Consider the following 26,012-nt stretch of genomic DNA (forward strand, 5'->3'; position numbering starts at 1 on the left):
CCTCTGCCCGCACAATAGATGCGATGCCGGAATACGAATTTGTCGACGTGTACGTGCCGCGCGGGGTCTCCCGCAAGGAAGCGGCCCGTCTGCTGACCGACCATGCCGAGTACGGACACTGGGAACTGGACCGTCTGAGTCTGCACCGGGACGGCAGTCGCAGAGTGCGGCTGCGCCGACGCATCATCCGCCAGGTGCGCGCCACCTGGTGAGTGCGGCGGAACGGGCCCCGCTGTCGCGAGGCCCGCCCCTGTCCGTACCCCACCGCCGTACGCACCGTTCGTACGCCGTTGATTACGCGGCGGCGCGGGCGCGGCGGTAGATGAGGCTGCCCGCGAGCAGGAGCCCCGCACCCACCGGAACGGCGATCCCCAGCCCGCCCGCGCCGGTCCGGGCGAGTGTCCCACTGGCTTCGGGCGGTGTGACCGTCCTCGGCTCCGGGGACGGCGGAACGATTCGCACCTGGGTCGGCTTCTCGGGCTTGACCGGGACGACGGGCTTCCCGGGCTGCTCCGGCCCGACCGGCGGGGCGACCGGCGCGTCGTTCTCACAGCCGTTGCCCGTGGCGGGATTGAGCAGACCGCCGAGGGAGACGCTGTTCCCGCACACGTTCACGGGGATCTCGATCGGCACCTCGATGGTGTTGCCGGAGCCGACACCGGGAGAGTTCGCCGACCCTCCCTCCGCGTGGGACCCGCCGCCCGGCACGGTGTCCGTGGCGCCCGGTTGTGATCCGCCGCCGTGGTGCGAGCCGCCCTGATGCGAGCCGCCGCCCCCCGGTGCGGTGCCCGAGCCGCCCTGTGCGCCGGACGACGGGCCGCCTCCATTGGCGCAGCCGTTGCCGAACGCCGGGTTGAGCACCCCGACGACATCCACGGTGTTGCCGCACACATTGACCGGGACGTGTACCGGTACCTGCACCGTGTTCCCGGACAGCACGCCCGGAGATTTCGCCGCGGTTCCCTCGGCTCCCGAGTCCGCGTGTGCGTGGCCGCCGCCGAGCGCGAGCACGCCGCCCGCGGCTGCCACGGTGATCAGGCCTTTGCGCGTGACCTGTCGCATTGCTTCGATCCCTGCCTTCTGCCTTCCGGGACTGCCCTGGGCATCGGTGCCGGGGCAGGAGGCCCAACGGCCCCGGAGTGCATGGCGCGCACTCCGGGGCCGCTCGGGCTCAGACCCTCACGGGTGCGAGTGAGACGTCAGTTGTTGACGCAGACGTTGCCGAAGGTGGGGTTCAGCAGCCCGATCACGGAGATCGTGTTACCGCACAGGTTCACCGGCACGTGGATGGGCGCCTGGATGACATTGCCCGAGACCACGCCGGGAGAGCCCACAGCGGCACCCTGGGCATCCGAGTCGGCGACGGCCATACCCGCGCCGGCGAGCACCAGACCACCCGTGACAGCCGCAGCAGCGACGATCTTCTTGATCATTATTTCCTCCTTGTTGGCAAACGCGACCCCAACCACGGGTCACAACACCTGTAACGAGGAGGGACCAATGAGGCTACGAGCGTATGGTCCGATTCACTCTTTTCAGTCAAATGCGCACGCGTTGACGATTGTTGGGGGTTCCGGGGCCGGATCTCCCCCGGACGAGGTCCGGCCGCGGTGTCAGTTCCGGCGGATGTCAGCTCGGGTCGGTGTCAGCTCTGGTCGGTGTCAGCTCTGGTCGGTGTCAGCTCTGGTCGATGAAACGGTCGAGAACCCGGACCCCGAACCGCAGACCGTCCACCGGCACCCGCTCGTCCACCCCGTGGAACATCCCGGCGAAGTCCAGCTCGGGCGGGAGCTTGAGCGGCGCGAAACCGAAACCGCGGATACCGAGGTCGTCGAAGGACTTGGCGTCGGTGCCGCCCGAGAGCATGTACGGAACGGCCCGCGCGATCGGGTCCTCGGCCAGGAGCGCGCTCTGCATGGCGTCCACCAGACTCCCGTCGAAGCTGGTCTCCAGGGCCTTGTCGGAGTGCGCGTCCTCGCGCTTGACCCGGGGGCCGATGATCCGGTCGATGTCGGCGAGGAACTCCTCCTCGTAGCCGGGCAGGAAGCGGCCGTCGACATGCGCGGTCGCCTGGCCGGGGATCACGTTCACCTTGTAGCCGGCGCCGAGCATGGTGGGAGCGGCGGAGTTGCGCAGGGTCGCGCCGATCATCTTGGCGATCCCGCCGAGCTTGGCGAGCGTGGCCTCCATGTCCTCCGGGTCGAGCGGGGTGCCGAGCGCGTCGGACAGCTCGTCCAAGAAGGACCGTACGGTCTTGGTCATCCTGACCGGCCACTCGTGGCGGCCGAGCCGGCCCACGGCCTCGCACAGCTCGGTGATGGCGTTGTCCTTGTTGGTCATCGAGCCGTGGCCAGCGGTGCCCTCGACCGTCAGACGCATCCAGTGCATGCCCTTCTGCGCGGTCTCGATCAGATACAGCCGCAGATTCTCGTTGACGGTGAAGGAGAAGCCGCCGACCTCGCTGATCGCCTCCGTGACGCCCTCGAAGAGACCGGGGTGCTTGTCGACGAGGAAGCGCGCTCCGTACGTACCGCCCGCCTCCTCGTCGGCGAGGAAGGCCAGCACGATGTCGCGCGGGGGCTTGCGGCCGCTGCGCAGCCTGTCCCGTACGACCGCGAGGGTCATGGCGTCCATGTCCTTCATGTCGACCGCGCCACGGCCCCAGACACAGCCGTCCGCGATCTCGCCCGAGAACGGGTGGTGCTGCCAGTCGTCGGCGTTGGCGGGAACGACATCGGTGTGGCCGTGGATGAGCAGGGCGGGCCTGGAGGGATCCTCGCCCTCGATCCGGGCGACGGTCGAGGCGCGGCCCTTGTGCGACTCGAAGATCCGCGGTTCGAGGCCCACCTCGGCGAGCTTCTCGGCCACATACTCGGCGGCGGCCCGCTCTCCCGGTCCGGAGTGGTCGCCGTAGTTGCTGGTGTCGATCCGGATCAGGTCACGGCAGAGGTCGACGACCTCGTCCTCGGCGGAGACGGTCCTGCCCGCGTTCGACTCGCTCACGCTGCTCACTCCCACGGTCGGTGCTGGTGGTCCCCCTCATCCTCGCGCGTCCCGCCCCCGCACCCCAAGGCCGTACCCCGCCCGACATACGCCCGTCACAACGGAGCGGGCCCGGGGACGGGGCGACCGGGCCGTGATCGGGCACCGCCGATTGTTTGCTATGGTTTTCCACGTCGGAACGGCCCTGAGCCCTCCGGCGGACACCTGGTCCGGGTGGCGGAATGGCAGACGCGCTAGCTTGAGGTGCTAGTGCCCTTTATCGGGCGTGGGGGTTCAAGTCCCCCCTCGGACACAGAGCACGGAGCGTCGCCCCATGGGGTGACGCGGAAGCGGTGATCAGGTCCGGACAGAGGTTCTCCTCTGCCCGGACCTGCTGTTTTCCGGGGGTGTACCTGCCCTGTCCGCCGAGGCCGCGCATCAGCCCTGCCCCCGGATCCCGATCGGTATCCTGGTCGGTCCCGATCGCATCCTGATCGAAAATTAGCCATTTGTCGCACGGTGGCTGGAGATCCGGGCAATGTCCTCTTATCGTGGTTGCGTTCACGCGCTCGGCTCACCGGTATTCAAGTTTTTTCGATTGTTTGGGCTGAATCAGCCACTCGAAATACACGCCGAATGCGAGGATCGATGGCTGACGATGAGAAGCTGACCGGCTTAGTTCTGGTGGGCTCATGGTCCTTGGACTCTCTTGAGGTGTCCGGAGCCGGCGGTGTGACGCGAACCGAATTTCCCGGTGTGCTGGGACTTCTCACTTATACCGACTGTGGTCACATGTCTGCCCTGGTTCAGGCCCCGGAGACCCTGTTCGGCTGGCCGTTCGTGGCGTACGGCGGGCGTTTCTCCATCGAGGACCGGGAGATCATCCACCACGTCACCGTCGGCTTGGAGCCCATCACTCCCGGGGTTTCGATCACCCGTAGGGCATCGCTCATCCAGTCCGCGGCCGGGGCACTACTGACGATCAGCGGAAGAATCGGCCAGAGCGACACCACCCTGGTCTGGCACAAGAATTCTCCTGTCTAGACGGACGTGCCCGCATATGCGGCTGCCGCCCCTCGGAGCGCACACTCCGGACATACCCCCGCCCATGCCGGCGGCAGCACACTGCCTCGTCGTGCCTCGTCGAGCAGATTTCCCGGCCGATCGCGCGGTCCTCTCTCCGCCGGTCCCCCTTCCGTAAATCAAACCCATCAGAAGAAGGTTGCCTTCCTCATGTATGACCTGCTGACACCTGAATTCCGTGAGGATCCCTACCCGACGCTCAGACAGATGCGCCGGTCGGATCCCGTTCACTTCAGCCCTCAATTGAACGCCTGGCTGGTCACCCGTTACGAAGACGTCGTCACGGGTCTCGCCCACCCCGCCATCTCGGCAGACCGCATCACCCCCCGGATCAACCAATTCCCCGAAGACTCCCGGGCCCAGTTCGAGTCCCTGGCCACCATGCTGAGGGCGTGGCCCCTGATGGCCGACCCTCCACGTCACGCCTCCGTGCGCAAGCCCGTCACCAGCGCGCTTCATCAGCGGATCATCAGGTCGTTCCGCCCTCTGGTGACCAGGACGGTCCAGGAGATCCTTTCCGGCGCCCTCAGCGACGGCACCCTGGACGCGGTCGACCAACTGGCCGTCCCGGTGCCACTTCTCGTGGTGTCCGAGATCATCGGAATTCCGCGTGACGGTCTCGACCTCCTGAAGCGTTGCGCCGTGGACATCGTGTCCTTCTTCGGCACCCCTCCCGCCACTTATCTTCCCACTGCCGCAGAAGCTCTTCGCAGTATCAGTCAGGCAAACGACTTCCTGAAGGAAATCATAGAGCAACGTCGTCGCAGCCCACGCAACGACATGATCAGCACATTACTCGCCGATCCATCCGCCACCACGGAAAAAGTAGCGGCGACATGCATGATGATGGTATTCGCCGGATTTGAGACGACAACCAACCTCCTGGGCAACGGACTGCTTCTCCTGATGCGCCACCCTGATCAGCGAAACGCCCTGCGCGAGCAGCCGGATCTGATACCCGCCGCAGTGGAGGAGATGCTGCGCATCGAAAGTCCGGTGCAGCGGCTCTCGCGCATGGCAGCCATGGATCTGGAACTGAACGGAAAACATATTCGCGCAGGAGACCTGGTCTTCTTCCTCACCGGTGCGGCCAACCATGATCCCGACGTTTTCCCCGACCCGGAAAAATTCGACATCCACAGGAAGCCCACTTCCCATCTGGCGTTCGGCGACTGGATACATGCCTGTCCCGGAGCGAATCTCGCACGCCTGGAGGCCGAGATCGTATTCAGCGAACTGCTGAAACGAACATCCTCGTTCACTCTCCAGAAGGAAGAGACCTGGCACGACAACCTCTCCGTCCGGGCGCTGAAAGAACTGCCGCTGAAATTTTCCTGAGCCAGGTCGAGCCGTCACGGAATCACGAACTCACCGGTCATGAACGCGTCGCGGACCGCGTCGGCCGGCGGACAGGGCGCCGAGCGGCGTTCGAAGATCTCGCACGGGATGCCGTGGCGGCTCAGCCGGACACCCGTCCGGCCCGAGCCGTCCCGCTCGGGCCGGTGGGGGCGGGCCCGTGGGGGCGGGCCGGCACCGTGTGCGTCGGGGGCGCCCCTCACGGATGTGCGGGGATCGTCACTCGGGTGGCGGTTGTGTTTCACCCGGCTGCCGCTCATCGCGCGCCCCGGCCGCGCGGGCCGGTGACGCTGAGGCCAGCCCACTCGCCGTTCGAAGCCGTTCGAAGGAGAGAGCAGATGGCCGAGCCGTCCACTCCCGCCCCGCGGACACGTCCACGTCACGGGTACACGCTCGCCGCGGTCCTCACCGCCACGGTGTTCGCCGTCGCCGTTCCCGCCGCTGCCCGTCCCGCCCTGCCTGGGGGCGGCGGCACCGACGCCGCGCCGACGGTCGTCCTGATCCACGGAGCCTGGGCCGACACCTCCAGTTGGAGCGGCGAGGTGCGGATCCTCCGCGGTGAGGGATACACCGCGCGCGCCATCGCCAACCCGCTGGAGAACCTCACCACCGACGCGGAGACGGTGGCCGGCTTCCTCAAGAGCATTCCCGGCCCCGTCGTGCTGGTCGGCCACTCGTACGGCGGCTCGGTCATCACGAACGCCGCCGCGCAGACCGACAACGTGAAGGCCCTCGTCTACGTCGACGCCGCCGCGCCGGCCGTCGGGGAGACCACCGGATCGCTGAGCGGCTCCACCTCGGCGCTCAACGCCCCCGCCGCCACGCTGTTCGACAGCGTCCCGTACGCCAACGCCCCGGCAGGCGTGACGAACCTCTATCTGAAGAAGGACATCTTCCTCAAGAAGTTCGCCCAGGACCTGCCGGTCCAGCAGGCCACCGACCTCTGGGCCACCCAGCGCGCCGCGTCGATGGCCGCGTTCGACACCCCGTCGGCGTACGCGGCGTGGAAGACGATCCCCTCCTGGTACTTCATCAGCACCGGCGACCGGATCATCACTCCCGAATCGGAGCGGATGATGGCGCGCCGGGCCGGTTCGAAGATCACCACGTTCGAGGGCGGCTCGCACCTGACGCTCATCTCCCACCCGGAAGCCGTCACCAAGGTCATCGAGGCCGCCATCGACGCGGTGGGCCGACAGCGGTGAGGTGATCCCGCGTGCGGAACGGGCGGTGCCGGCCGGCTCCCCGGCCGGCACCGTCCGCGTGCATGTCATCCTCTCCGGCGCGTGGGCGGCTCCGACAACATGCACGCCGTTGTGTATCCGTATCTAATGGAAAACACGTATCCCCAGGTCCGGAGCGCGACCGCCTGGGCTCGGTCGGACGCGCATTCCGATCCGCCCCACGAGGGGCAGCGGAGGACAGGCCGGTATGACCATCATCGAGAGTTCGGTGGACGTCGACGTCCCCGTGCGGACCGCCTACAACCAGTGGACCCAGTTCGAGAGCTTCCCCCGCTTCCTGGAAGGGGTGGAGAGCATCGACCAGCCCCAGCGCACACTGACCCACTGGGTCGCCAGGATCGGCGCGGTCACCCGCGAGTTCGAGGCGGAGATCGTGGAGCAGCGGCCGGACGAGCTGATGTCCTGGTTGATGCTGACCGAGCCCCGGCACGAGGGCACCGTCGCCTTCGAATCGCTCGCCCCCGGACGGACCCGGGTGCGTCTGCGGCTGGACCTCGAACCGTGCGGAGTGGTGGAGAGGACCGGGAGCGCCCTCAAGGTCGTGCACCGCCGGATCCACCGAGGCATGGAGTCCTTCAAGGACTTCATCGAGGGACACGGGCGGGAGACCGGCAGTTGGCGGGGCGAGATCCGCCGCGGCCGGGTACGGCCCGACCCCGTGCAGGGCGGTCCCCGGGTCCCGACCTGGCCCACCGGCTGAGCGCGCCGAGCGAAAGGCTGAGCTTGTGCAGAGAAAACCACCGATCGCCGATCCGAGCGGTGACGACCCACAGGTCACACCGCCCAAGACCTGGGCGGCGGGTGTGCCCGCGGTGGCGCACGCGATGGAGTACTCCCTGGAGCAGACCACACTGCGGCGTACGGGCCTGACGCTGCTGAACATGAATCAGACCCAGGGGTTCGACTGCCCCGGCTGCGCCTGGCCGGACCCCGCACCCGGGCACCGCAGCCGCAACGAGTACTGCGAGAACGGCGCCAAACACGTCAACGACGAAGCGACCTCGCGGCGGATCCCGGCCTCCTTCTTCGCGCGCCACCCGGTCAGCGAGCTGGCCGGGAAGTCGGACCGCTGGCTCAACCAGCAGGGCCGGCTCACCGAGCCCCTGGTGAAGCGGGCCGGTTCCGACCACTACGAACCCGTCAACTGGACCGAGGCGCTGACGCTGCTCGCCGGGGAACTGAAACGGCTGGACTCCCCCGACGAGGCCGTCTTCTACACCTCCGGAAGGGCCGGCAACGAGGCCGCGTTCGTCTTCCAGCTCTTCGCGCGCGCCTTCGGCACCAACAACCTGCCGGACTGCTCCAACATGTGCCACGAGTCGAGCGGCGCCGCACTGCACGAGACACTGGGCGTCGGCAAGGGGGATGTGAGTCTGCGCGACATCCACCACTCCGATCTGGTCTTCCTGGTGGGCCAGAACCCGGGCAGCAATCATCCGCGGATGCTCACCGCGCTGGAGCAGACCAAGCTCAACGGGGGACATATCGTCGCGGTGAACCCGTTGCCCGAGGCCGGTCTGATCCGGTTCAAGCATCCGCAGGAGGCCCGTGGTGTGATCGGCCGGGGCACCCGGATCGCCGACGACTTCCTCCGTGTCCGTCTCGGCGGCGATCTCGCCCTCTTCCAGGCGCTGAATCTGCTGCTGCTGGAGGCCGAGGACGCCCGCCCCGGCACGGTGCTCGACCGTGAGTTCATCGACGAACGGACCAGTGGCTTCGACGAGTTCGCCGCCCATGCGCGGAGGCTGGACTGGGACCATGTCCGCGCGGCCACCGGAATCGAGCGTGCGGAGATCGAGAGACTGCGCGATCTGGTACTGCGCAGTGAACGGATCGTCGTCTGCTGGGCGATGGGCCTGACGCAGCACAAGCACGGGGTGCCCACGATCCGGGAGATCGTCAATTTCCTGCTGCTGCGCGGCAATATCGGCAAGGCCCGCGCGGGCGCGTGCCCGGTGCGCGGCCACAGCAATGTCCAGGGCGACCGCACCATGGGCATCTGGGAGAAAATGCCGCAGTCGTTCATGGAGGCCCTGGGGCGCGAATTCTCGTTCACCCCGCCGGCCGAGCCCGGCTGGGACACGGTGAATTCCATCCGGGCCATGCTGGACGGCCGCGCGAAGATCTTCCTCGGTCTCGCCGGCAATTTCGTCCGGGCGACACCCGACAGCGGGGCGACCGAGCAGGCCATGCGCCGGTGCCGCCTCACGGCGCACATCTCGACCAAGCTGAACCGCTCGCACACGGTCTGCGGCGACATCGCGCTGATCCTCCCGGCGCTGGGCCGCAGCGAGAAGGACCGGCAGGCCGGCGGGGAGCAGTTCATCACCGTCGAGGACTCGATGAGTCAGGTGCACGCCTCGTACGGGCGGCTCGAACCGGCCTCCAGAAAGCTGCTCAGCGACGTGGGCATCCTGTGCAGACTCGCCCGCCACACCCTGGGCGACCGGGTCGATGTGCCCTGGGAAGGCTTCGAGGCCGACTACAACCTCGTCCGGCAGCGGATCGCCCGGGTCGTGCCGGGATTCGAGAACTACAACGAACGGGTGGCCGTCCCGGGAGGTTTCGGACTGCCCAACCCGGTGAACGAGGGCGTCTTCCCGACCCCGAGCGGCAAGGCGCTGTTCACCGCGAACGAGTTCCAGATGCTCCGGGCCCCCGCAGGGCATCTGCTGCTCCAGACCCTGCGCTCCCACGACCAGTGGAACACCGTCCCGTACACCCTGGACGACCGCTACCGCGGAATCCACGGATCCAGACGGATCGTGCTGGTGAACCCGGCCGACCTGCGGGCCCTCGGCCTCGCCGACGGCGACCGGGCGGACGTGATCGGGGTGTGGCACGACGGGGTCGAGCGGCGTGCGGACGACTTCCGTCTGGTCTCGTACCCGACCGCGCGGGGGTGCGCCGCCGCGTACTACCCCGAGGCCAATGTCCTGGTGCCGCTGGACAGCGTCGCGGAGATCAGCAACACACCGACGTCGAAGGGGGTCGTCGTCCGTCTCGAACCCCGTGCGCGGCGGGTGGGGAGCTGAACTCCCGCCGTACGAGGCCGTACGAGCCGCCCCGGGGAGTACGCACCCGGGGCGGCTCGGCTCCATTTGCGCGGCCGACGGGCCCGACGCATGATCGGAACGACCTGGCTTTCCCCCTCGGAGTGGAGCGCCGATGAGCATCGGGTTCGCTACGACGACGTTCGCGCCGGTCGTCCTGGGATTCTTCGGTCTCGGGACCGGCTATCTCATCTACGGGCCGCAGGAACTCTTCCGGTTCCCGGAGAGGAATACCTCGGTCGACCGGGCGAGCGGTGTGTGGGGAATCTGGCTCCCCGGTTTCTGCCAGTTCATCACGGGCGTCTATCTGTTCGTCGCCCTCGCCTGGTTCGAGACGCTCAAGGAACCGGCCCTCTACACGGCGGCGCTGGCGTTCTCGGCGTACGGCATTCACTGGTTCGCGATGGGGTGGAACCGCTACCAGGGAAATGACGTACGTCCGAACGGGCTCATGTCGATTCCGTTCACCATCATCTCGGTGCTGGGCATGGTGGTCTTCTTCTCCGCCGACTCCTGGCCGCTGGGGGTGCTGTTCGCCGGACTCACCGGGGTCTATCTCAGCGAGATCTTCGCCAGCTTCCGGATCGGGGCGCGCACGCGGCCCGTGGGAGGCGCGAACGAGAAGGCGCCCGCGGTGCGCAATCCGGGCGAGCTGGCGCTCGGGTTCTTCCACATCCTCACCGGGCTGTGGCTGATGTACCTGACCTTCGCCACCACGCTCAACATCTCGCTGGACTACGCGCTGCCGTCCGGCTGACCGGGCCTTCCGGCCGACGAGTGCGTGCTCATCGGCCAGCGCCGCTGTCCGTTCAGTCCTGCTCCTTCTTGGTCCAGATACGGCTGCTCAGGTCCGTGCCCCGCAGCACCTGCACCCGCCAGGGCTCGATCTTCAGGATGTGGTACTGCGGATCGGCGGGGCCGCCGCGCCAGAAGTTGTACGGGTCGTAGCCGACCCCGGCCGGGCTGCCCTTCTGGTACAGCTCCCAGGCGTAGGTCTTGGTCTCCATGTCCTCCGCCCAGGTGGAGACGCTGTCGACATAGACCGCGTTCTGCCGGGGGCTCCAGTACGCGTAGGTGGTGTGCGGGTTGTTCGCGAGATGGGCGACCTTCACCGGGGTCTTGTACGCGGCGAGCCAGCCGACCGGCTGCCCGTCGACCACCTCCCAGATCGGCAGCAGCACACGGGCACGCGGGCGGGACTTCTTGTCCACCGTAATCATGGTGCAGTAACGAATATCTTTGATGTATTCGAAGAATTTGTCCTCGAGCTCGGAGAACGAGTCGACTTTGGCGGCCATGCCAGCTCCTGTCTGCGTGCAATTACCTGATCGAACAGTGATCCGTGGAAGACTCACCCGAAGCCAGCATGCATGGGCCTCAGGGGTCGCGGAAGAGGGCACTTCAAAGTCACCTACTCACCCCCGCCATACCAAGCGAGTCCACCACGGGACCGTTCGATCACGAGCGAGTAGTCATCCCGCGTCCCGCGCCCCGGAAATATCCGGGGGCGGCTTTACGGAATGCCGGCCGGGCTCAGAGGTTCCATGCCCCGCGGGCCGCCGCGTCCGCCACGAAGTCGGAGAAGTCACGCGGCTCGCGCCCCAGGACACGTCGTACGGTGTCGGTCGGGACGGCGTTCTTGTTGTCACGGATCTGCGCGACGAGGTCGGCCACGAAGAGCGCGTAGTCGGCGGGCACCTCGTACTGGACCAGCTCCTCCACGTACTCCCCGTGGGGTACGGAGACATAGCGCACGTCGCGGCCGATGGCGGCGGTGATCTCGCCGGCCGCCTCGTCGAGGGTGAGCGCGCGCGGACCGCTCAGCTCATAGGTCTCCCCGGCGTGCCCGTCCTCCAGGAGCGCGACGGCGGCGACGGCCGCGACATCGGCAGCGTCCACGAAGGGCTCCCGGCCGTCGCCCGCGGGCAGTCGCAGCTCGCCGTCCTTGACGCCGTCGAGCAGCACTCCCTCGTCGAAGTTCTGGTTGAACCAGTTGGGCCGCAGCACGGTCCACTCGGCGCCGGAGTCCTTGACCGCCTGCTCACCGGCGATCAGGGACTTGCCGCCCACCGGCTCGGTGACCCGGGCCTGGAGGAGGACCAGCCTGCGGACCTTGGACTCCACGGCGAGGGCGGCCAGTTCGCGGATGTGCTTCTCCGCGTCCCAGGTTCCCGGCTTGTCCTGCATGTCCACCAGATAGGCGGCGTCGACGCCCTGGAGCGCCGGTTCCCAGGTGTTGCGGTCGTCCCAGTCGAAACGTGTACGTCCTGACCGGCTCGCGGCCCGGACGTTCGCGCCGCGCTCCTGGAGCTGGTCCACCAGACGGCGGCCGGTCTTGCCTGTCCCTCCCAGGACGAGGACGGTCTTGTCGGTCATGGCAGCGGAGTTCCTTCCAACCGTTCGAGCAGAGGACATGAGGGACATGGGGCGCGCCGAGGAGGGCCACCCGCCCGCGGGCACGGCGGGTGGCCCGGAGGAGCGCCGGCCGGAACCGGCTATCGGGGGCGGCTCACAGGAAGGGCGTGTCGGGGGCGAGACCGAGAATGGAGCGCCCGTGCACTTCCTGGTTGGAGTTGAACGCGAACAGCGCGTGCAGCGAGAGGCCCCGGATGTCCCGGTGGAAGCGCTGGAAGGGGACGTCGCGCATGATGACGGACGCGCCACTGGCCTCGAACAGCTCGTCCACGGCCTCCTTCGCCAACTGGATGGCGAACGCGGCCTTGCCGCGCACGGCGGCCCGCTCCTCGACGGACGGCTGGGTGCCGGCGTCGGCGTGCCGCTGGATCAGGCTCAGCCAGGCCTCCTGGAGCCCCTCGGCCGCCGCGATCTTGTTGGCCGCCGTGGCGACCTGGATCTGGGTGACCGGCGACTGGCTCTGGTCGGTCCACGAGGTGTACGTGATGCCCCGGCCCGGCAGCCGGTCCAGGAACAGGTCGTAGGCACCCTTGGCGATACCGAGGTACGCCGACGCGCCCTGGGCCATGAAGAACGGGATGAACGCGTAATTACGGCCGGTGGCCCCGGTGTTGGAACGGTCACCGGTCGCGCCGGAGAGGATGTCCAGCAGGCCGGCCACCCGGTGGGCGGGCACGGTCACATTCTCGGCGGTGACGGTGGAGCTGCCGGTGCCGGCCGCGGACGACGTGTGCCAGTCGTCCGCGATGGTCAGCTCGGAGAACGGCACCAGGGCCGCGTAGGGGGCCGGAGTTCCGTCAGGACCGGCCAGCAGGGCCGACAGCAGGCCCCAGTTGGCGCCCCGTGAGCCCGAGATCCACTTCCACGAGCCGCTGAGCGAGTAGCCGCCCTCGACCGGGGTGAGCGTGCCCGTGGGGGTGAAGCCGGTGGACACGCGCGCCGCACCGCCCGCGTACACCTCCTCCTGCGCCTGGTCGGGGAACAGGCTGGGAACCCATGAGCTGGACACCCAGATCATCGACACCCAGCCGCTCGCCGTGTCGGCGCGGGAGATCTCGGACAGAATCCTGACCTGGTCGGCGAGCGGTGCCTCCAGCCCACCGAAGCGGCGCGGCACCGACAGCCGGAACACACCGGCCTTGTCGAGCAGTTCGATGTTGGCGTCCGGGATCCAGCGGCGCTCCTCGGCCTCAGGACCGCTCTCCCGAAGCGTCGCGGCCAGACCGGTCACCTCGTCGAGAACCGCGGCGACGGCACTGTCCGTGGTAGTCATTCTGCCTCCTGAGCAGTCTTGTCCCACCGGGGGGTGGGAGGCGGAGCCGAGCCCCGGGCCGCTTGTCGGACGACGGCCCGGGACCGGTTCGTGAATGGGGCAATACGTGCGCCGCGCGGTTCGCACCGCAACGCGACTGGGCGGCGGGAACCGAAAGCAATCGACCTCGATTCCGGCGCGCCCCGCCATTCTTGCCCAGGGGCGGTCACGTATCGGTAATCAGAAAGTCTTCGCCAATCCTCACGTCAATTGGCGCCGCACAGCAAAAAGCGACGCCCTGGCCGACGGGGGAATTGCGGCCAGGGCGTCGCGTTCGGGGGGTGGCGCGGAGTACTGCTCCGGGAGGTCGGCGTGACGCCTCTACCGGACCGGAGCGGGGGCCTCGGGGGCGACCTCGGGGGCGGCGGCGCGGCTGCGCAGGCCGAACGCGCTGATCACGGTGGCGATCAGGGCCGCGACCAGGGGCACGACCAGGGCGGCCTGGTATCCGGAGAGCTGCTCCGCCGGGGACGAACCGTCCGTCGCCGCGATGTTGACCGCGGCCACCGAGGAGAGTCCCAGAGCGGCTCCGAACTGGAAGGAGGTGTAGAGCAGACCGCCGGCGACGCCCTGCTCCTCCTCCGCGATGCCTTCGGTGGCGACGATGGTCAGCGGGCCGTACGCGAGCGAGAAGGCCAGACCCAGGACGATCAGGCTCGGGAACATGACCGCGTACGTCCAGTCCGCCTGGACCGGCAGGAACAGGGCGTACGACAGCGAGGCCAGGATCAGACCGCCGAAGATGACCCGTGCGTTGCCGAACTTCTCGACCAGCTTGGGGGTCAGCGTGGGCGAGAGGATCGCGTCGATACCGATCACGATCATGGCGAAGCTGGTCTGGAGCGTCGACCAGTTCCGCAGTTCCTGGAGGTACAGGACGACGATGAACTGGAAGCCGAAGAACCCGGCGGCGAAGAGCAGACCGGCGATGTTGGAGCGGACGAGCGCGGCGTTGCGGAAGATGCCCAGCCGTACCAGCGGCGAGGCCGACCTGCGCTCGATGGCGGTGAACGTGAGGAACAGCAGCAGGCTGACCGCGACCGTGCCGACCGTCCAGAGGGCCGTCACGTGCGTGGCGCGCTCCACGGCCCACACCAGCAGCAGGATGGCGGCGGTGACGGTGATCGCGCCGCCGAGGTCGACGGGCTGGCCCTTGCGGTCGGGGCGGGCCGACTTGGGGATCAGGGCGAGCGCGGTGACCAGGATGAGGAAGGAGAGGATCACCGGCGCGAAGAACACCCACCGCCAGTTGACGGCGGCCAGGAGACCACCGACGACCAGACCGATGGAGAAGCCTCCGGCGGCGGTGCCGGAGTAGACGAGCAGGGCCTTGTTGCGCTTGGGACCCTCCTCGAAGCTCGTGGTGATGATGGACAGACCGGCCGGGGTCATGAAGGCCGCCGCCACACCGGTCACGAACCGGGCGACGATCAGCATCCAGCCCTCGGTGGCGAAACCGCCCAGGCCGGAGAAGAGCAGGAACACCACCAGCCAGAACACGAACATCTGACGGCGGCCGAACAGGTCGGCGGCGCGGCCGCCGAGCAGCATGAAGCCGCCGTAGCCGAGGACATACGCGCTCATGACCCACTGAAGCATGCCCGTGGACATGTCCAGATCCTCGCGGATCGACGGAAGCGCCACATTGAGCATGGCTACGTCGATACCCTCCAGGAAGATCGCGCCGCACAGCACGAAGAGCACGCCCCAAGCGCGCCCGCTCATGCGGTCAGATCCGCTGCTCGATGGGGATTGCACTGTGGACACAGGATGTCTCCTTGAACACGCAGGAATGATGAATGGGATTCCGTCCGCGCTCCCGGCGCGTCGGTGAAGCGCCCAGGGAATCAATTCGGGGTTCCCGGGCGCACAAGTCCAGTTACGCGGGAGCCTGCCGGTTCCCACTTGTAACTCTCGGAATCATCGGGCAAGCTGACTGGCCATGGAAGAAGGCACTTTAAAGTCACCGACGCACTGCACGGGTACCGATGGGGACTACGACATCCTTCAGTGGGACACGCGCGAGGGCTGCGAGGTGCGTCAGATCCTCGACCGCGTCGCGGACAAGTGGTCACTGCTGGTCATCGCGCTCCTCGAACGCCGGACCCTGCGCTTCACGGAACTGCGCCACAGGATCGAGGGCATCAGCCAGCGCATGCTGACGGTGACCCTGCGTCAGCTCGAACGTGACGGGCTCGTCCGGAGGACCGTTCACCCGGTCGTGCCGCCTCGTGTCGATTATGAACTCACACCGCTCGGCGCGACGCTCCATGACACCATCCAGGCCCTGGTGGCGTGGACGGAGCAGCACCAGCACGAGATCGCGATCGCCCGCACCGAGTACGACCGCCGTCTGGAGTACGACAAGCAGGCCTCCTGACCCGTCGGCCGGTGCGCGCCGGGGCCGGCCGGCCCCGGCAATCGCCGGGTAACCGCCCGTCCACGGAGGGGCGTTCACCCGACGTCCGTGACCGGACGGACTCGTCCCGCCGCCGTCACGGGCGGCGTGCGGAGTCGAGGTGCTCCATCTCCGCGGCCGCCTGGGTCACATGGTCCGTCGTCCCGCCCGCCGAGAACTCCGCCGCGTACCCGTCCTCGCCGAGCGCTTGGCGCAGCCGCGCGGCGATCCGCTCCACATCGGCCTGCTCCGCGGGCGGCTGCGGTGCCCCGGCCCTTCTCCTGGTGGCGGCGGCCGTGCCCAGCAGCCGGGCCGCCCTGGCCCACAGACCGGCGAGTGAGTGCGCGCCGGCGAGCCCCTCCAGGGCGAGCGCGACCGCGCGCGGGTCGCCGGTGGCCATCGCCGTGGCCAGGCCGTCCTGGTGCAGGGCCAGCGCCTGGGCGGCGTCGCCCCGCTGCTCCGCGATGAAGCCCAGTTCGGCCAGGACCAGGGCGAGGCCCGGGACGTCGGAGCGGCTGCGGTTCCAGGTGAGCCAGGGGCGCAGCCGGGCCTCCGCGATATCGAGATGCCCCTCGCGCCGGGCGCCGAGCGCGAGGCCGAGCGCGGCGAACTGCTCCGCCGGCCGGTTGCCCTGCTCGACGGCCAGGCGCTGGGCGCGGGTGTGGAACTCCTCGGCCTCCCGGTAGCGGCGTTCGAGGAGGGCGATACGGCCGAGTCCCGACAACTGGCGGGAGACCTCCGGCCACAGTTCCAGGGCCTCGGCGATCCGCAGGCCCTCCCGGTGGAGCTGTTCGGCCTGTTCGTAACTGCCGTTGATCTCGGCCAGCACGCTGAGGACCTCCGCCGCCTTCAACTGCCCCCACTGCTCGCCGAGTTCGGTGAAGTGCTCGCGGGCCTCCAGCGCGTTGTCACGCAGCCCGTCCAGGTCCCCCCGGGCCAGGGCCAGCGCGGCGCGGCTGCTGAGCGCCGCCGCCGTACCCCAGCTGTCGCGCAGCGCGCGGAAGTGCTGGAGCGCGCGCTGCACGCCGTCCTCCCCGGCGGACAGCACGCCCACGCTCCAGTGGGCGGCGCCGAGGAACCACTCGGCCCTGACCTGCCCCACCTCCCGCTCCGTGCCGCCGCCCTCGCGGCCGCCGCCCTCGCGCTCGGCGGGGAACCCGGTGTCCGAGGTCCCCTCCCCCAGCAGCATCGCGAACCCGGCGTGCCAGGCGGTGGCCTCGGCCCGTTCGGTGGGTGTCGCCTCGCCGTCGATGGCCAGCGCGGCCGCCAGGGCCCTGCGGGCCTCGCCGAGGCGGCCCCGCAGAAACCGGTACCAGCTCAGCGCGTTGGACAGCCGCAGGGCACGATGGGCGTCCTTGCCGCGCCTGGCCTCCTCCAGGGCGCGCTGGAAGTTGGCCGCCTCGGCGTCGAGACGGCGCAGCCAGCGGCGCTGGTCACGTCCGTGCAGATGAGGCTGGGCACGCTCGGCCAGCTCGGTGTAGTAGTCCAGTTGCCGGGCGCCGGCCTCGGCGGCCTCGCCCGACTCGGCGAGTCGCTGCTGGCCGTACGCGGCGACGGACTCGAGCAGCCGGTAGCGTGCCCCGGCCGGGCTGTCGCTTCTGAGGGCGAGGGAACGGTCCACCAGGACCGCGAGGGCGTCGAGCACGTCCTCTCCCGGCATCCCCGCGCCGGAGCAGACCTGTTCGGCCGCTTCCAGGTCGCAGCCGTCGGCGAAGACGGAGAGCCTGCGCAGCACCGTCCGCTCCCGTGTGTCCAGCAGGCTCCAGCTCCACTCGATGGTGGCCTGGAGGGTGCGGTGGCGCTGGGGGGCGTCACGGTAGCCGCTGGTGAGTATGCGGAAGCGGTCGTCGAGCCGGTCGTGCAGTTCGTCCACGCCGAGCGCCCTGACCCGGGTGGCGGCGAGCTCCAGGGCGAGCGGGATGCCGTCCAGACGGCGGCATATCTCGGCGATCCGCCGGACGGTGGCGGCGTCCGGCGCGAAGTCCGGCCCGGTGGCACGGACGCGCTCGACGAAGAGCCGTACGGCACTGGAGGCGAGCAGGACGTCGTGCCTGCTCTCACCGGGCAGCGGAAGCCCGAGCGAGGGCACCGGCCAGACCGTCTCCCCGCTGACGCGCAGGGGCTCCTGACTGGTCGCCAGGACGTGGAGTCCGGGCGCGCTGTCGAGCAGCGGCCCCACCAGCCGCGCCACGTCGTCGATGGCGTACTCGCAGCTGTCCAGGACCAGCACCAGCCGCTGGGAGGCCAGGACGTCCGCGAGGCGCTGGGTCGCCGGGGCCGCGCGGCTGTCGAAGGCCGACTCCCTGATTCCCAGGACGGCCATCACCCGTTCAGCCAATGGTTCCGCACCGATGGAACAATCGGGGGCACAGGCGCCCGCCAGCTCCACCAGCCAGGCACCGTCGGGGAATTCCGAGCAGAGTCCGGCGACCGTGGCGACCGCCAGCCGGGTCTTGCCCACGCCTCCCGGGCCGGTGAGGGTGACCAGGCGCCGCCGGGTGATGAGGGTACGCACCTCCTCCATCGCCCCGTCCCTGCCCACCAGGGTGCTCACCGAGGCGGCCAGATTGGTGCGGACCCGGGCCGTGGTGGCGGGATCGGGAGGTACCTCCTGCCGGGCCAGTGCGGGATCGTGGCGGAGGATGGCCTGCTGGAGCGCGTCGAGCGCGGGTCCCGGCATCAGTCCCAGTTCCTCGTCGAGGCGGCGGCGCAGATCCGCGTAGCTGTCGAGGGCTTCGGACGGGCGTCCCGCGCGGTAGAGGCTGCGCATCTGCACCGCGCGTAAGCCCTCCCGGAGCGGGAACCGGTCCACCAGGGCGGTGAGTTCACCGACCAGTACGCTGTGCTCGCCCAGTTCGAGCCGGGTCTCGGCGTACTCCTCCACCGCGGCGAGGCGCTCCTCCTCCAGAGCCGCCGCCGCGGACCGTACGAACGGCTGGTCCGCGAAGTCGGCGAACGCCGCCCCGCGCCACAGGGAGAGCGCGTCGGTCAGCACGGCGGCCTTCGCGCGGGGCTCCTCGGCGAGCCGGGCCTCGGCCACCAGGGCGCGGAAGCGGCCGATGTCCAGTGCCTCGGCGGGCACGTCGATGGTGTACCCGGGCGCCTGGTGGGCGACGAGGGAACGGGCGCCCGGTTCGGCGTTCTCCAGTGCCCGTCTCAGCTGGGAGACCTTGGCCTGGAGGGAGGAGGTGGGACGCGCGGTGTAGGCGGAGCCGCCCCAGAGGTCCTCTATCAGCCGTCCCGTGGGGACGACTTCGCCGTGGTGGGCGAGCAGGTCCGCGAGGAGCGTCCGGACCTTGACCTCGGGAACCGGCACCAGCCTTCCCTCGGCGCTCCACACCTCCAGTGGTCCCAGCACCCCGAATCGCATGACCTCACAGTAACCCGGGCGCCTCATGGAGTGACGGCTGTTCCGTGGGCCCCAAAGCGGATCGGACGGCTGCCCGAACAACTCCGAACCGGACCCGAAGCAAACCCGAAGGACCATCCGCGACTGTGGGACCGGACCGAGGGCCAGAGGGGGAGTCCGGTGGGGGAGAACGGAATGGCCGAAAGTGAACGGCTTCGGCTGGTCATTGTCATCGGCAGTGTCAGGAAGGGCCGGTTCGGGCCGGTCGCCGCGGAGTGGCTCGCCTCGCGCGCGAGGTTACGGCGTGATTTCGACGTCGATGTCATCGATCTCGCCACCGCATGGCTGCCCGATGTCATGTCCGCCGATCCCCGGGCGGTCAAACCGCAGTCGGTGAAGGATCTCGCGCCGTGGCTGGCCGCCGCCGACGCCTTCGTGGTGGTGACGCCCGAATACAACCAGAGCTTCCCGGCTTCCCTCAAGAACGCGATCGACTGGTACGACGAGGAGTGGCACGCCAAGCCCGTCGGCTTCCTCTCCTACGGCGGCCCCTCCAGCGGGCTGGCCGCGGTCGGCCAGTTGCGCCAGGTCTTCGCCGAGGTCCACGCCGTGACGGTGCGCGAGACCGTGAGCTTCCACAACTACTGGGAGCGCTTCGGGCCGGAGGGCCGCCCCGTCGCCACGGAGGCGAGCGACGAGGCGGCCCGTCTGATGCTCGACCGGCTGAGCTGGTGGGCGCGGGCCCTGCGCGGGGCCCGCGCCCAGGAACCCTACGAGCAACCTCAATCCCACACGGAGGAGTGAGATCACCATGGACAGTCAGTGGTTCAGGCGGTTCGGAGAGGCCAGGTTCCACGACACCCGACTCATCTGTTTTCCGCACGCGGGCGGCTCCGCCGGGGTGTTCGCCCCGCTGTCGCGCCGGCTCTCCTCGCGCCTCGATGTCCTGGCCGTGCAGTATCCGGGGCGCCAGGACCGCAGACGCGAGACACCGGCGGACGACATCGTGCGTCTCGCCGAGCGGATCGCCGAGGGCTTACGCGGGGCCGACGACCGCCCGTACGCGCTCTTCGGCCACAGCATGGGGGCGCTGGTCGCCTATGAGACCGCCCGCGCCCTGGAGCGGTGGGGAGCGCCCCTCCCCATCCGGTTGTTCCTCTCCGGGCGCGGTGCGCCAGGACCGTACCCCAATCCCCACGATCTGCTGGCGGACGACCAGGCGATCCTCGCCGCCGTCCGCTCGCTCGGCGGGACCGGCGCCGCCGTGCTCGACGACCCCGAGCTGGTGGAGATGGCGCTGCCCGCGCTGCGCGCCGACTACCGGGCGCTCGCCTCGTACCGCTGGCGGCCCGGCGGGCCGCTGGACATCCCGGTGACCGCCCTGACCGGGCGGGACGACACGGTCGTCCCGGTCACGGAGTCGGCCCGCTGGGAGGAGTTCACCCGCGCGGGCTGCGAGCTGAAGGTCTTCCCCGGCGGCCACTTCTATCTGGACCGGCATCTCGACGCCGTCGCCGAACTGCTGGTGAGCGGTGCCCAGGACCCGGTCACGCAGGGAGGCAGGTAGCGCGAGCGCCAGTCACCGACCGACAGGTGGTCAAGCAATGGGGGAGAAGGCGTGGAATTCAGGATTCTGGGGCCGCTGGAAGTACAGTCCCGCGACCGGACGCTGGCCTTGGGAGGATTCAAACAACGGGCCGTTCTCGGGAAGTTGCTCCTGCGGGCCAATCAAGTGGTGGCCACCAGCGAGCTGCTGGACGCGCTCTGGTCCCAGGAGAGCCGTCCCGTAACGGCCAGGAAGATCATTCAGAACGCGGTGTCGGGGCTGCGCGCGGCGCTGTCACGGCCGCACTCCCTGGTGGACGTGTCCGGGGCCGCGACGCCGGAGCTGCTCACCCGGTCCCCGGGATACATGCTGCATGTCGCACCCGACACGCTGGACGTGTCGCGCTTCGACCGGAGGGTGGCCGAGGGCCGGACCCTGCTGGACGCCGACGAGCCGGCCCTGGCGGCCGAGCTGCTGCGCGAGGCGCTGGACGAGTGGCGCGGACCCGTCCTGTCCGACCTGGTGGAACAGGGGCTGGACTGGCCCGAGGTGGCACGGCTGCGGCAGTTGCGGCTCGACGCCATGGAGTACCGCTTCGAGGCCGAACTGGCGTGCGGGCGTCACCACGCCGTGCTGGGCGAGCTGGTCTCCCTCGTGGAGTCCGAGCCGCTGCGCGAACGGCTCTGCGGGCAGTTGATGCTGGCGCTGTACCGCTGCGGGCGGCAGGCCGAGGCCCTCAGTGTGTTCAGCCGGGTACGGCTCGAACTGGTCGAGGAGTACGGTCTCGAACCCTCCCGGGATCTCCAGACGCTCCAGCAGCACATCCTGCACCACCACCCCTCGCTCGCGGCTCCCACCGGGGCGCCCGCGGAGGTGGCGCAGGTGACGGATCTGCCGCGACGGCCGGACGGCGGGCCCGTGCGGCACGCCGTGGAGGCGGCGCCCGCTCCCGTGCCCGCCACCGCGGCCGACGGGAACCGCCCGGATCCCGGGACGGCGCGCCGTCCCGCCGAGCCCCGGCTCGTGGTGGACCAGCGCCCGGCACGCACGCGCGGCGGTACTCCGGTGAGCACCCGGCAGGAGGTCTCCGTCCTGCTGATCCAGACCGGCACACCGGAGGACGGACGGCTGGAGCCGGGGCGGCTCAACACCGCGCTGCACCGGGCGGTCACCGTCGTGGCGGAGGGCATCGAGGAGCACGGCGGCACCGTCGTGGGATCCGTCGGCCATCTCTCCGCCGCCCTGTTCGGGCTGCGCTCCGATCCGCTGTCCGCCTCGCTGGACGCGGTACGGGCGGCGCTCGCGGTACGGGACCGGTTCGGGGATGTGCCGGACCTCGCCGTCCGGGCGGTGGTCACCACGGGCGGGGTGCTCGTGCGGCACGCCCCCGACGCCCCCGACGGCGCCGTCTCCGTGGTGGGGGCGCTGCTGGACACGACCCAGCATCTGCTCTCGGACGTACCGCCGGGGAAGGTCTACGTCAGCAGGAAGGCCGCGGTCGGCACGGACAGCCAGGTCCGCTATCTCCGGGTCCCGGGGAAGGGGGGCTCCGTCCCCGATGTGCGCGAGGCCTGTGCCGTCTGTCCGCAGGGCCTCCCGGTGAGCGCCGTCGGCGGGGCGCCGTTCCCCCGGGAGTACGAACTGGACATCCTGAACAGCCTGCTGGCCCACTCCCGCCATCACCGGGTCCCCTATCTGCTGACGGTGCTCGGTGAGCCCGGGGCGGGCAAGTCCCGGCTGCTGGCGGAGTTCGAGCGCCGGATCACCGGAGGGCCCGACGAGGTGCTCGTGCTGCGGCCGGCGGCGCCCGCGAACGGCGCCACCAGCCTGCACAGTCTGGCCGGTGCCCTGCTCGACGCCTGGCGGGAGTTCTCGTCCACCCCGCCGGACACCCCGCAGGGCGAGCTGCTCACCGGTCTCGTGCACGGCACGGTCGGCATCGGGCCGGTCGCGGACCGGCTGCTCCAGGACCTGCTCGTACCGAACCATCCGCCGCCCGCCATGCATCCCCGTCATGTCATGAACGGCTGGGCCGACCTGCTGTCGCTGCGGGCACGGCAGCAGCCACTGGTCCTGTGTCTGGACAATCTCCACCTCGCCTCGGACGCCGTGCTCGACTGGGTGGAGGAGCTGGCCACGACCGCCGACAACGCCGCCCTGCTCATCGTGGCGAGTGCCCGCCCCGAACTGCTCGGGAAGCGTCCGCTCTGGGGAGTCGGGCAGCGCAGCACCAGCACGCTGAGTCTCACCCGGCTCTCCGAGTCGCCGCGTGTACCGCTCCAGGCGGTGTCCGGCGGCGATGCCTAGGGTCTTCCGTCCGGACGCCGCGGGAAGCGCGGGCGCCGGGAACCGTACGGTCACGGGCCCTCCATGACCGCCACGCAGATCAGCAAGTGGTTCCCCGGTGTACGGGACTTGGTTAGCTGCTCCGTATGGACAACAGCCATACGCACCGCGAGCAGCCTGGCCCCGGGTCCTCATCCCAGGTCGTCCTGGGGCCCTTCGAACATGACGCGACCCTCGCCGCCTTCGTCGGCAGGGAGTTCACCGTAGCCCTGACCGAGGGACTTCGTCGCGCGAGAATCACCTCCCGGACAACGGCGTCCGGCGGCGAAGTCCCCCTTCCCCGTCCCGCGCCGGCCCATCGGCACGAGCCGGGCGAATCCCTGCTGGCGGAGCACGCGGACGCGATCCTCCGCCGCTTCGAGAAGACACTGCTCACCGCCCCCACCGCGACGCTGCTGGGCCACCACAGGACGCGGCCGTCGGTGGTGCGGTGGGCACGGCAGGTGCTCTCCAGCGCCTGCCGGACCCCGCGCCCCGGGGACGGGGGCGCTCCCGCCTTCCCCCGGGGGGCGGCCCATCAGCACGCCGTCGCGATATCCCTGCTGATCGAGTCTGCGACCCTGTCGCTGCCGTCCCACGCGCCGGAGGGCCTGGAGGTCATCCGCGCCCTGGCCCGCGCCGGCGGCCCCGCAGGCGCCAGGACCGCCGCCGCGCCCCGCGGGGCGCGCCCGAGAGGCCCTAGGCCACTGCTGCCCGGCCCGGCATGAGCAGGCATTCGAGGAGCTGATCCAGGGCGTCGTCGGTCACCGGACCCAGGCTGATCGTCATCGCCTGCGGACGCCCGGCGGCCCAGCCGGGACGGCGGGCGAGCAGCCGCGCGTCCGCGCCGACGACATTCAGCAGCGGTACGTCGGCACGGGGGTCGGCCAGCCTCTCCACCAGGTCGAGCAGCGGCTCGTCGGCGAGATCGAGATCGTCCCAGACCACCACCAGGGGGTGCTTCGACGCGGCCAGGATGAGGAAGTCCCGCCAGGCGGCGAGCGCCTCGCGGCGCACCGGGCCGCGCGAGTGGATCATCGGCCGCAACGAGGAGCGGAGCGTCCGGGCGATGTCCTGGTCCCCGGTGAGCACGGCGAGGACCCCGTCGAGCTTGGCGGACGCGGCCTCGGGGGTGTCCTCGGCGACGATCCCCGCGTACGAGGCGAGCATCTCGGCCGGGGCGGACATCCCGTCGCGCGAGGGGGTGACCGTGCCGCTCAGCACCCGTACCGGCTCGGCGGCGCCCGCCTCCACCAGCCGCTGGAACTCCACGAGCAGCCGGGTCTTGCGGCCCGAGGGGCCGAGAACGGTGACGAGGTGCGGTGTGGACCGGTGCCGGGTCCGCAGCAGGATGGCCCGCATCAGGTCCAGTTCGCACTCCCGGTCGCCGGCCGGGGCCGGCCACTGGTTGGGAAAGCCGTCCCCCACGGCCATCAGCTCCCACGGGGCCAGGACGGTGCCGCCCTCGCGGTAGGTGATGTGCGGCTCGGTCAGCCGGCGGGTGGTGTCGCAGACATGGACCTCGCCCGCCGGGACCGACGACAGCGCGGCCTGGCAGTCGTCCACGAGATGGCCGCCGATCCACGGCGGGGTCACCCCGGCGCCCGGCCAGCGGCAGACGACGACCTGTCCGGTGTACACGGCGCCGTGCGCGGAGAGCCCGTGGGCCGCGGAGCGCAGGGTGGCCGACGCGATGGCGAGGCAGTCACGGACGGCCGCCGCCGCCCGTACCGCGCGGACGGCGCCCGCGGCCTCCGACGTGTCGTCGTCGAAGAGCCCGAGCAGGACGGAGCCCAGCGCCGAGGCGACGATGCCGCCCTCCGCCTCGATCTTCTCGCGGGCGAGCTGCGTCACCGCGTCGAGCACGCGGTCGACGACCTCCGGGGGCAGCCGCCCGACGTCCGGTCCGAGCCCGAAGCGCAGCAGAAGCACACTGGCCTGCCGGTACTCGCTCGGCATCTCGACGGCCTCGGGCACCGGCGGACCGGGCACGCGCGGCGACTCCGGCCTGGGCACCGGACGGGCCGCGGGAGCCGCGTGTTCCGCGACGGGCGCGGTGCGCGGCAGGTCCAGCACCGGGTCCTGGGTGAGGACGGCCCGCTGGAGCTGCTGGAGTTCGGGGCTCGGCTCCAGCCCGAGGCCGTCGACGAGCGCCTCCCGCACCCTCCCGTACACGGCCAGCGCGTCCGCCTGCCGGCCGCACCGGTACAGCGCGAGCATGAGCTGGCGCGAGGCGCGCTCGCGCAGGGGCTCGGCCTCGACCAGTGCCTTCAGCTCGTGCAGCACCCGCTGGTGCCCGCCGCACGCCAGCTCCGCCTCGAAGCAGTCCTCCATGACATCGAGGCGCTTCTTCTGGATCGAGGAGACCTCGGCCCAGTACGTGCCCTCCTCGGCGAGGTCCGCGAGCACCGAGCCGCGCCAGAGCGCGAGCGCGTCGGTCAGCAGATCGCGCGCGGCCAGCGGCCGGCCGCCGGCCAGTGCCGCCCGGCCCGCGGCGACCCGTTGCTGGAAGACGAGCAGGTCGACCTGTTCGGGCCGTACGCGCAGGATGTAGCCGGGGTTACGGGTCAGCAGCTCGGGAGCGGGATGCTCGGAGGACGGCCGCGCGAGCACCCCGCGCAGCCGCCAGATGGCGTTCTGAAGGATCTTCCGCGCGGTCATGGGCGCGTCGTCCGCCGGCCACAGCGCGCCGAGCAACTGACTGGTCGAGACCACCTGATTGGCGTGCAGCAACAGGTAGGCGAGAGCGGATCGTTGCCTCACGCCACCAAGTTCCACCAGACCGTCGTCATTATCGACTTCCAACGCGCCCAGGACACGAAAACGCATGAACTCCCCCGTTCAATGGCCACCGGCCACGGTAATAATCGGATAACGCTTTCGTCAAAGGTTTACCGAGGCGTGGGTATTACCGGGGTGCGACGAGCCGGTGGCCGCCGGCGGTGGCGG

The 26,012-nt window shown here is 70.0% G+C and carries 21 protein-coding genes and 1 tRNA gene; 13 read left to right on the forward strand and 9 right to left on the reverse strand.

Annotation, left to right across the window (positions count from 1 at the left end):
• The first annotated feature begins 23 nt into the window (after positions 1-23).
• Positions 24-212, forward strand: a complete 189-nt coding sequence (locus tag ACFYYH_RS19950; protein WP_030354641.1) for a DUF5703 family protein — start codon at positions 24-26, stop codon at positions 210-212.
• An 82-nt stretch (positions 213-294) separates the two neighbouring features.
• On the opposite strand, the gene ACFYYH_RS19955 is transcribed toward ACFYYH_RS19950, so the two are convergent.
• The 3 genes from ACFYYH_RS19955 to ACFYYH_RS19965 all read right to left on the reverse strand — a co-directional run bounded on the left by ACFYYH_RS19955 (position 295) and on the right by ACFYYH_RS19965 (position 3,003).
• Positions 295-1,062, reverse strand: coding sequence for a chaplin family protein (locus tag ACFYYH_RS19955; RefSeq protein ID WP_388552460.1), 768 nt, complete (start codon positions 1,060-1,062; stop codon positions 295-297).
• A gap of 137 nt (positions 1,063-1,199) precedes the next feature.
• On the reverse strand, positions 1,200-1,433 hold the full coding sequence (locus ACFYYH_RS19960) for a chaplin (protein WP_388552463.1): 234 nt from the start codon (positions 1,431-1,433) through the stop codon (positions 1,200-1,202).
• A 244-nt stretch (positions 1,434-1,677) separates the two neighbouring features.
• Complete coding sequence (locus ACFYYH_RS19965; RefSeq protein ID WP_388552465.1) at positions 1,678-3,003, reverse strand: M20/M25/M40 family metallo-hydrolase; 1,326 nt, start codon at positions 3,001-3,003, stop codon at positions 1,678-1,680.
• 207 nt (positions 3,004-3,210) lie between these two features.
• On the opposite strand from ACFYYH_RS19965, the gene ACFYYH_RS19970 reads away from it, so the two are divergent.
• From ACFYYH_RS19970 to ACFYYH_RS20000, 7 genes are all read left to right on the forward strand, one after another.
• Positions 3,211-3,295 (forward strand) — tRNA-Leu (locus tag ACFYYH_RS19970).
• 479 nt (positions 3,296-3,774) lie between these two features.
• Positions 3,775-4,026: a hypothetical protein gene (locus ACFYYH_RS19975; RefSeq protein ID WP_388552467.1), complete on the forward strand. Its 252-nt coding sequence runs from the start codon at positions 3,775-3,777 to the stop codon at positions 4,024-4,026.
• 189 nt (positions 4,027-4,215) lie between these two features.
• Complete coding sequence (locus tag ACFYYH_RS19980) at positions 4,216-5,403, forward strand: cytochrome P450 (protein WP_388552470.1); 1,188 nt, start codon at positions 4,216-4,218, stop codon at positions 5,401-5,403.
• A gap of 356 nt (positions 5,404-5,759) precedes the next feature.
• On the forward strand, positions 5,760-6,626 hold the full coding sequence (locus ACFYYH_RS19985; protein WP_388552473.1) for an alpha/beta fold hydrolase: 867 nt from the start codon (positions 5,760-5,762) through the stop codon (positions 6,624-6,626).
• 226 nt (positions 6,627-6,852) lie between these two features.
• Positions 6,853-7,365 carry an SRPBCC family protein gene (locus tag ACFYYH_RS19990; protein ID WP_388552477.1) on the forward strand — a complete coding sequence of 171 codons (513 nt, stop codon included), beginning with the start codon at positions 6,853-6,855 and terminating at the stop codon, positions 7,363-7,365.
• A gap of 124 nt (positions 7,366-7,489) precedes the next feature.
• The gene (locus tag ACFYYH_RS19995; protein ID WP_388552859.1) at positions 7,490-9,700 is read left to right on the forward strand and encodes an FdhF/YdeP family oxidoreductase; all 2,211 of its coding nucleotides are present in this window, start codon (positions 7,490-7,492) and stop codon (positions 9,698-9,700) included.
• 133 nt (positions 9,701-9,833) lie between these two features.
• The gene (locus tag ACFYYH_RS20000; protein WP_388552480.1) at positions 9,834-10,475 is read left to right on the forward strand and encodes a hypothetical protein; all 642 of its coding nucleotides are present in this window, start codon (positions 9,834-9,836) and stop codon (positions 10,473-10,475) included.
• Positions 10,476-10,527: 52 nt separating this feature from the next.
• Here ACFYYH_RS20000 and ACFYYH_RS20005 read toward each other — a convergent pair whose 3' ends face one another.
• The 4 genes from ACFYYH_RS20005 to ACFYYH_RS20020 form a co-directional block, all read right to left on the reverse strand.
• Positions 10,528-11,016: a pyridoxamine 5'-phosphate oxidase family protein gene (locus ACFYYH_RS20005; protein ID WP_388552483.1), complete on the reverse strand. Its 489-nt coding sequence runs from the start codon at positions 11,014-11,016 to the stop codon at positions 10,528-10,530.
• A 235-nt stretch (positions 11,017-11,251) separates the two neighbouring features.
• Positions 11,252-12,094, reverse strand: coding sequence for an NAD(P)H-binding protein (locus ACFYYH_RS20010; RefSeq protein WP_388552486.1), 843 nt, complete (start codon positions 12,092-12,094; stop codon positions 11,252-11,254).
• A gap of 133 nt (positions 12,095-12,227) precedes the next feature.
• A complete protein-coding gene (locus ACFYYH_RS20015; RefSeq protein ID WP_388552489.1) occupies positions 12,228-13,406 on the reverse strand; it encodes an acyl-CoA dehydrogenase family protein in 1,179 nt (392 codons plus the stop codon).
• A 360-nt stretch (positions 13,407-13,766) separates the two neighbouring features.
• Positions 13,767-15,170: an MFS transporter gene (locus ACFYYH_RS20020; RefSeq protein ID WP_388552492.1), complete on the reverse strand. Its 1,404-nt coding sequence runs from the start codon at positions 15,168-15,170 to the stop codon at positions 13,767-13,769.
• 217 nt (positions 15,171-15,387) lie between these two features.
• Here ACFYYH_RS20020 and ACFYYH_RS20025 point away from each other — a divergent pair, with 217 nt between their 5' ends.
• Positions 15,388-15,825 carry a winged helix-turn-helix transcriptional regulator gene (locus ACFYYH_RS20025; RefSeq protein WP_388552494.1) on the forward strand — a complete coding sequence of 146 codons (438 nt, stop codon included), beginning with the start codon at positions 15,388-15,390 and terminating at the stop codon, positions 15,823-15,825.
• Positions 15,826-15,940: 115 nt separating this feature from the next.
• Here the strand turns inward: ACFYYH_RS20025 and ACFYYH_RS20030 are convergent, their stop codons facing one another.
• Positions 15,941-19,213 (reverse strand): BTAD domain-containing putative transcriptional regulator, encoded by a 3,273-nt coding sequence (locus ACFYYH_RS20030; RefSeq protein ID WP_388552497.1) that lies wholly within the window; start codon positions 19,211-19,213, stop codon positions 15,941-15,943.
• Between the two features lie 174 nt (positions 19,214-19,387).
• On the opposite strand from ACFYYH_RS20030, the gene ACFYYH_RS20035 reads away from it, so the two are divergent.
• From ACFYYH_RS20035 to ACFYYH_RS20050, 4 genes are all read left to right on the forward strand, one after another.
• Entirely contained in the window at positions 19,388-19,996 is a 609-nt protein-coding gene (locus ACFYYH_RS20035) for an NADPH-dependent FMN reductase (protein WP_388552500.1), read from the forward strand.
• A gap of 7 nt (positions 19,997-20,003) precedes the next feature.
• A complete protein-coding gene (locus ACFYYH_RS20040) occupies positions 20,004-20,759 on the forward strand; it encodes a thioesterase II family protein (RefSeq protein ID WP_388552503.1) in 756 nt (251 codons plus the stop codon).
• Between the two features lie 51 nt (positions 20,760-20,810).
• On the forward strand, positions 20,811-23,045 hold the full coding sequence (locus ACFYYH_RS20045) for a BTAD domain-containing putative transcriptional regulator (protein ID WP_388552506.1): 2,235 nt from the start codon (positions 20,811-20,813) through the stop codon (positions 23,043-23,045).
• A 125-nt stretch (positions 23,046-23,170) separates the two neighbouring features.
• Positions 23,171-23,791, forward strand: a complete 621-nt coding sequence (locus tag ACFYYH_RS20050) for a hypothetical protein (protein WP_388552508.1) — start codon at positions 23,171-23,173, stop codon at positions 23,789-23,791.
• Here ACFYYH_RS20050 and ACFYYH_RS20055 read toward each other — a convergent pair.
• Positions 23,763-25,826 carry a BTAD domain-containing putative transcriptional regulator gene (locus ACFYYH_RS20055; protein WP_388552511.1) on the reverse strand — a complete coding sequence of 688 codons (2,064 nt, stop codon included), beginning with the start codon at positions 25,824-25,826 and terminating at the stop codon, positions 23,763-23,765. The genes ACFYYH_RS20050 and ACFYYH_RS20055 overlap by 29 nt on opposite strands.
• Positions 25,827-26,012: the final 186 nt, after the last annotated feature.

The organism is Streptomyces sp. NPDC002018 (assembly GCF_042890865.1).
GTDB lineage: Bacteria > Actinomycetota > Actinomycetes > Streptomycetales > Streptomycetaceae > Streptomyces.

Coding starts and splice junctions, on each gene's coding strand:
- ACFYYH_RS19990 (WP_388552477.1), top strand. CDS start 6,853: ATGACCATCATCGAGAGTTCGGTGGACGTCGACGTCCCCGTGCGGACC.
- ACFYYH_RS20015 (WP_388552489.1), bottom strand. CDS start 13,406: ATGACTACCACGGACAGTGCCGTCGCCGCGGTTCTCGACGAGGTGACC.
- ACFYYH_RS20030 (WP_388552497.1), bottom strand. CDS start 19,213: ATGCGATTCGGGGTGCTGGGACCACTGGAGGTGTGGAGCGCCGAGGGA.
- ACFYYH_RS20025 (WP_388552494.1), top strand. CDS start 15,388: ATGGAAGAAGGCACTTTAAAGTCACCGACGCACTGCACGGGTACCGAT.
- ACFYYH_RS20005 (WP_388552483.1), bottom strand. CDS start 11,016: ATGGCCGCCAAAGTCGACTCGTTCTCCGAGCTCGAGGACAAATTCTTC.
- ACFYYH_RS20000 (WP_388552480.1), top strand. CDS start 9,834: ATGAGCATCGGGTTCGCTACGACGACGTTCGCGCCGGTCGTCCTGGGA.
- ACFYYH_RS19960 (WP_388552463.1), bottom strand. CDS start 1,433: ATGATCAAGAAGATCGTCGCTGCTGCGGCTGTCACGGGTGGTCTGGTG.
- ACFYYH_RS20050 (WP_388552508.1), top strand. CDS start 23,171: ATGGACAACAGCCATACGCACCGCGAGCAGCCTGGCCCCGGGTCCTCA.
- ACFYYH_RS19995 (WP_388552859.1), top strand. CDS start 7,490: ATGGAGTACTCCCTGGAGCAGACCACACTGCGGCGTACGGGCCTGACG.
- ACFYYH_RS20035 (WP_388552500.1), top strand. CDS start 19,388: ATGGCCGAAAGTGAACGGCTTCGGCTGGTCATTGTCATCGGCAGTGTC.
- ACFYYH_RS19975 (WP_388552467.1), top strand. CDS start 3,775: ATGTCTGCCCTGGTTCAGGCCCCGGAGACCCTGTTCGGCTGGCCGTTC.
- ACFYYH_RS19980 (WP_388552470.1), top strand. CDS start 4,216: ATGTATGACCTGCTGACACCTGAATTCCGTGAGGATCCCTACCCGACG.
- ACFYYH_RS20020 (WP_388552492.1), bottom strand. CDS start 15,170: ATGAGCGGGCGCGCTTGGGGCGTGCTCTTCGTGCTGTGCGGCGCGATC.
- ACFYYH_RS19955 (WP_388552460.1), bottom strand. CDS start 1,062: ATGCGACAGGTCACGCGCAAAGGCCTGATCACCGTGGCAGCCGCGGGC.
- ACFYYH_RS19985 (WP_388552473.1), top strand. CDS start 5,760: ATGGCCGAGCCGTCCACTCCCGCCCCGCGGACACGTCCACGTCACGGG.
- ACFYYH_RS20040 (WP_388552503.1), top strand. CDS start 20,004: ATGGACAGTCAGTGGTTCAGGCGGTTCGGAGAGGCCAGGTTCCACGAC.
- ACFYYH_RS20010 (WP_388552486.1), bottom strand. CDS start 12,094: ATGACCGACAAGACCGTCCTCGTCCTGGGAGGGACAGGCAAGACCGGC.
- ACFYYH_RS19950 (WP_030354641.1), top strand. CDS start 24: ATGCCGGAATACGAATTTGTCGACGTGTACGTGCCGCGCGGGGTCTCC.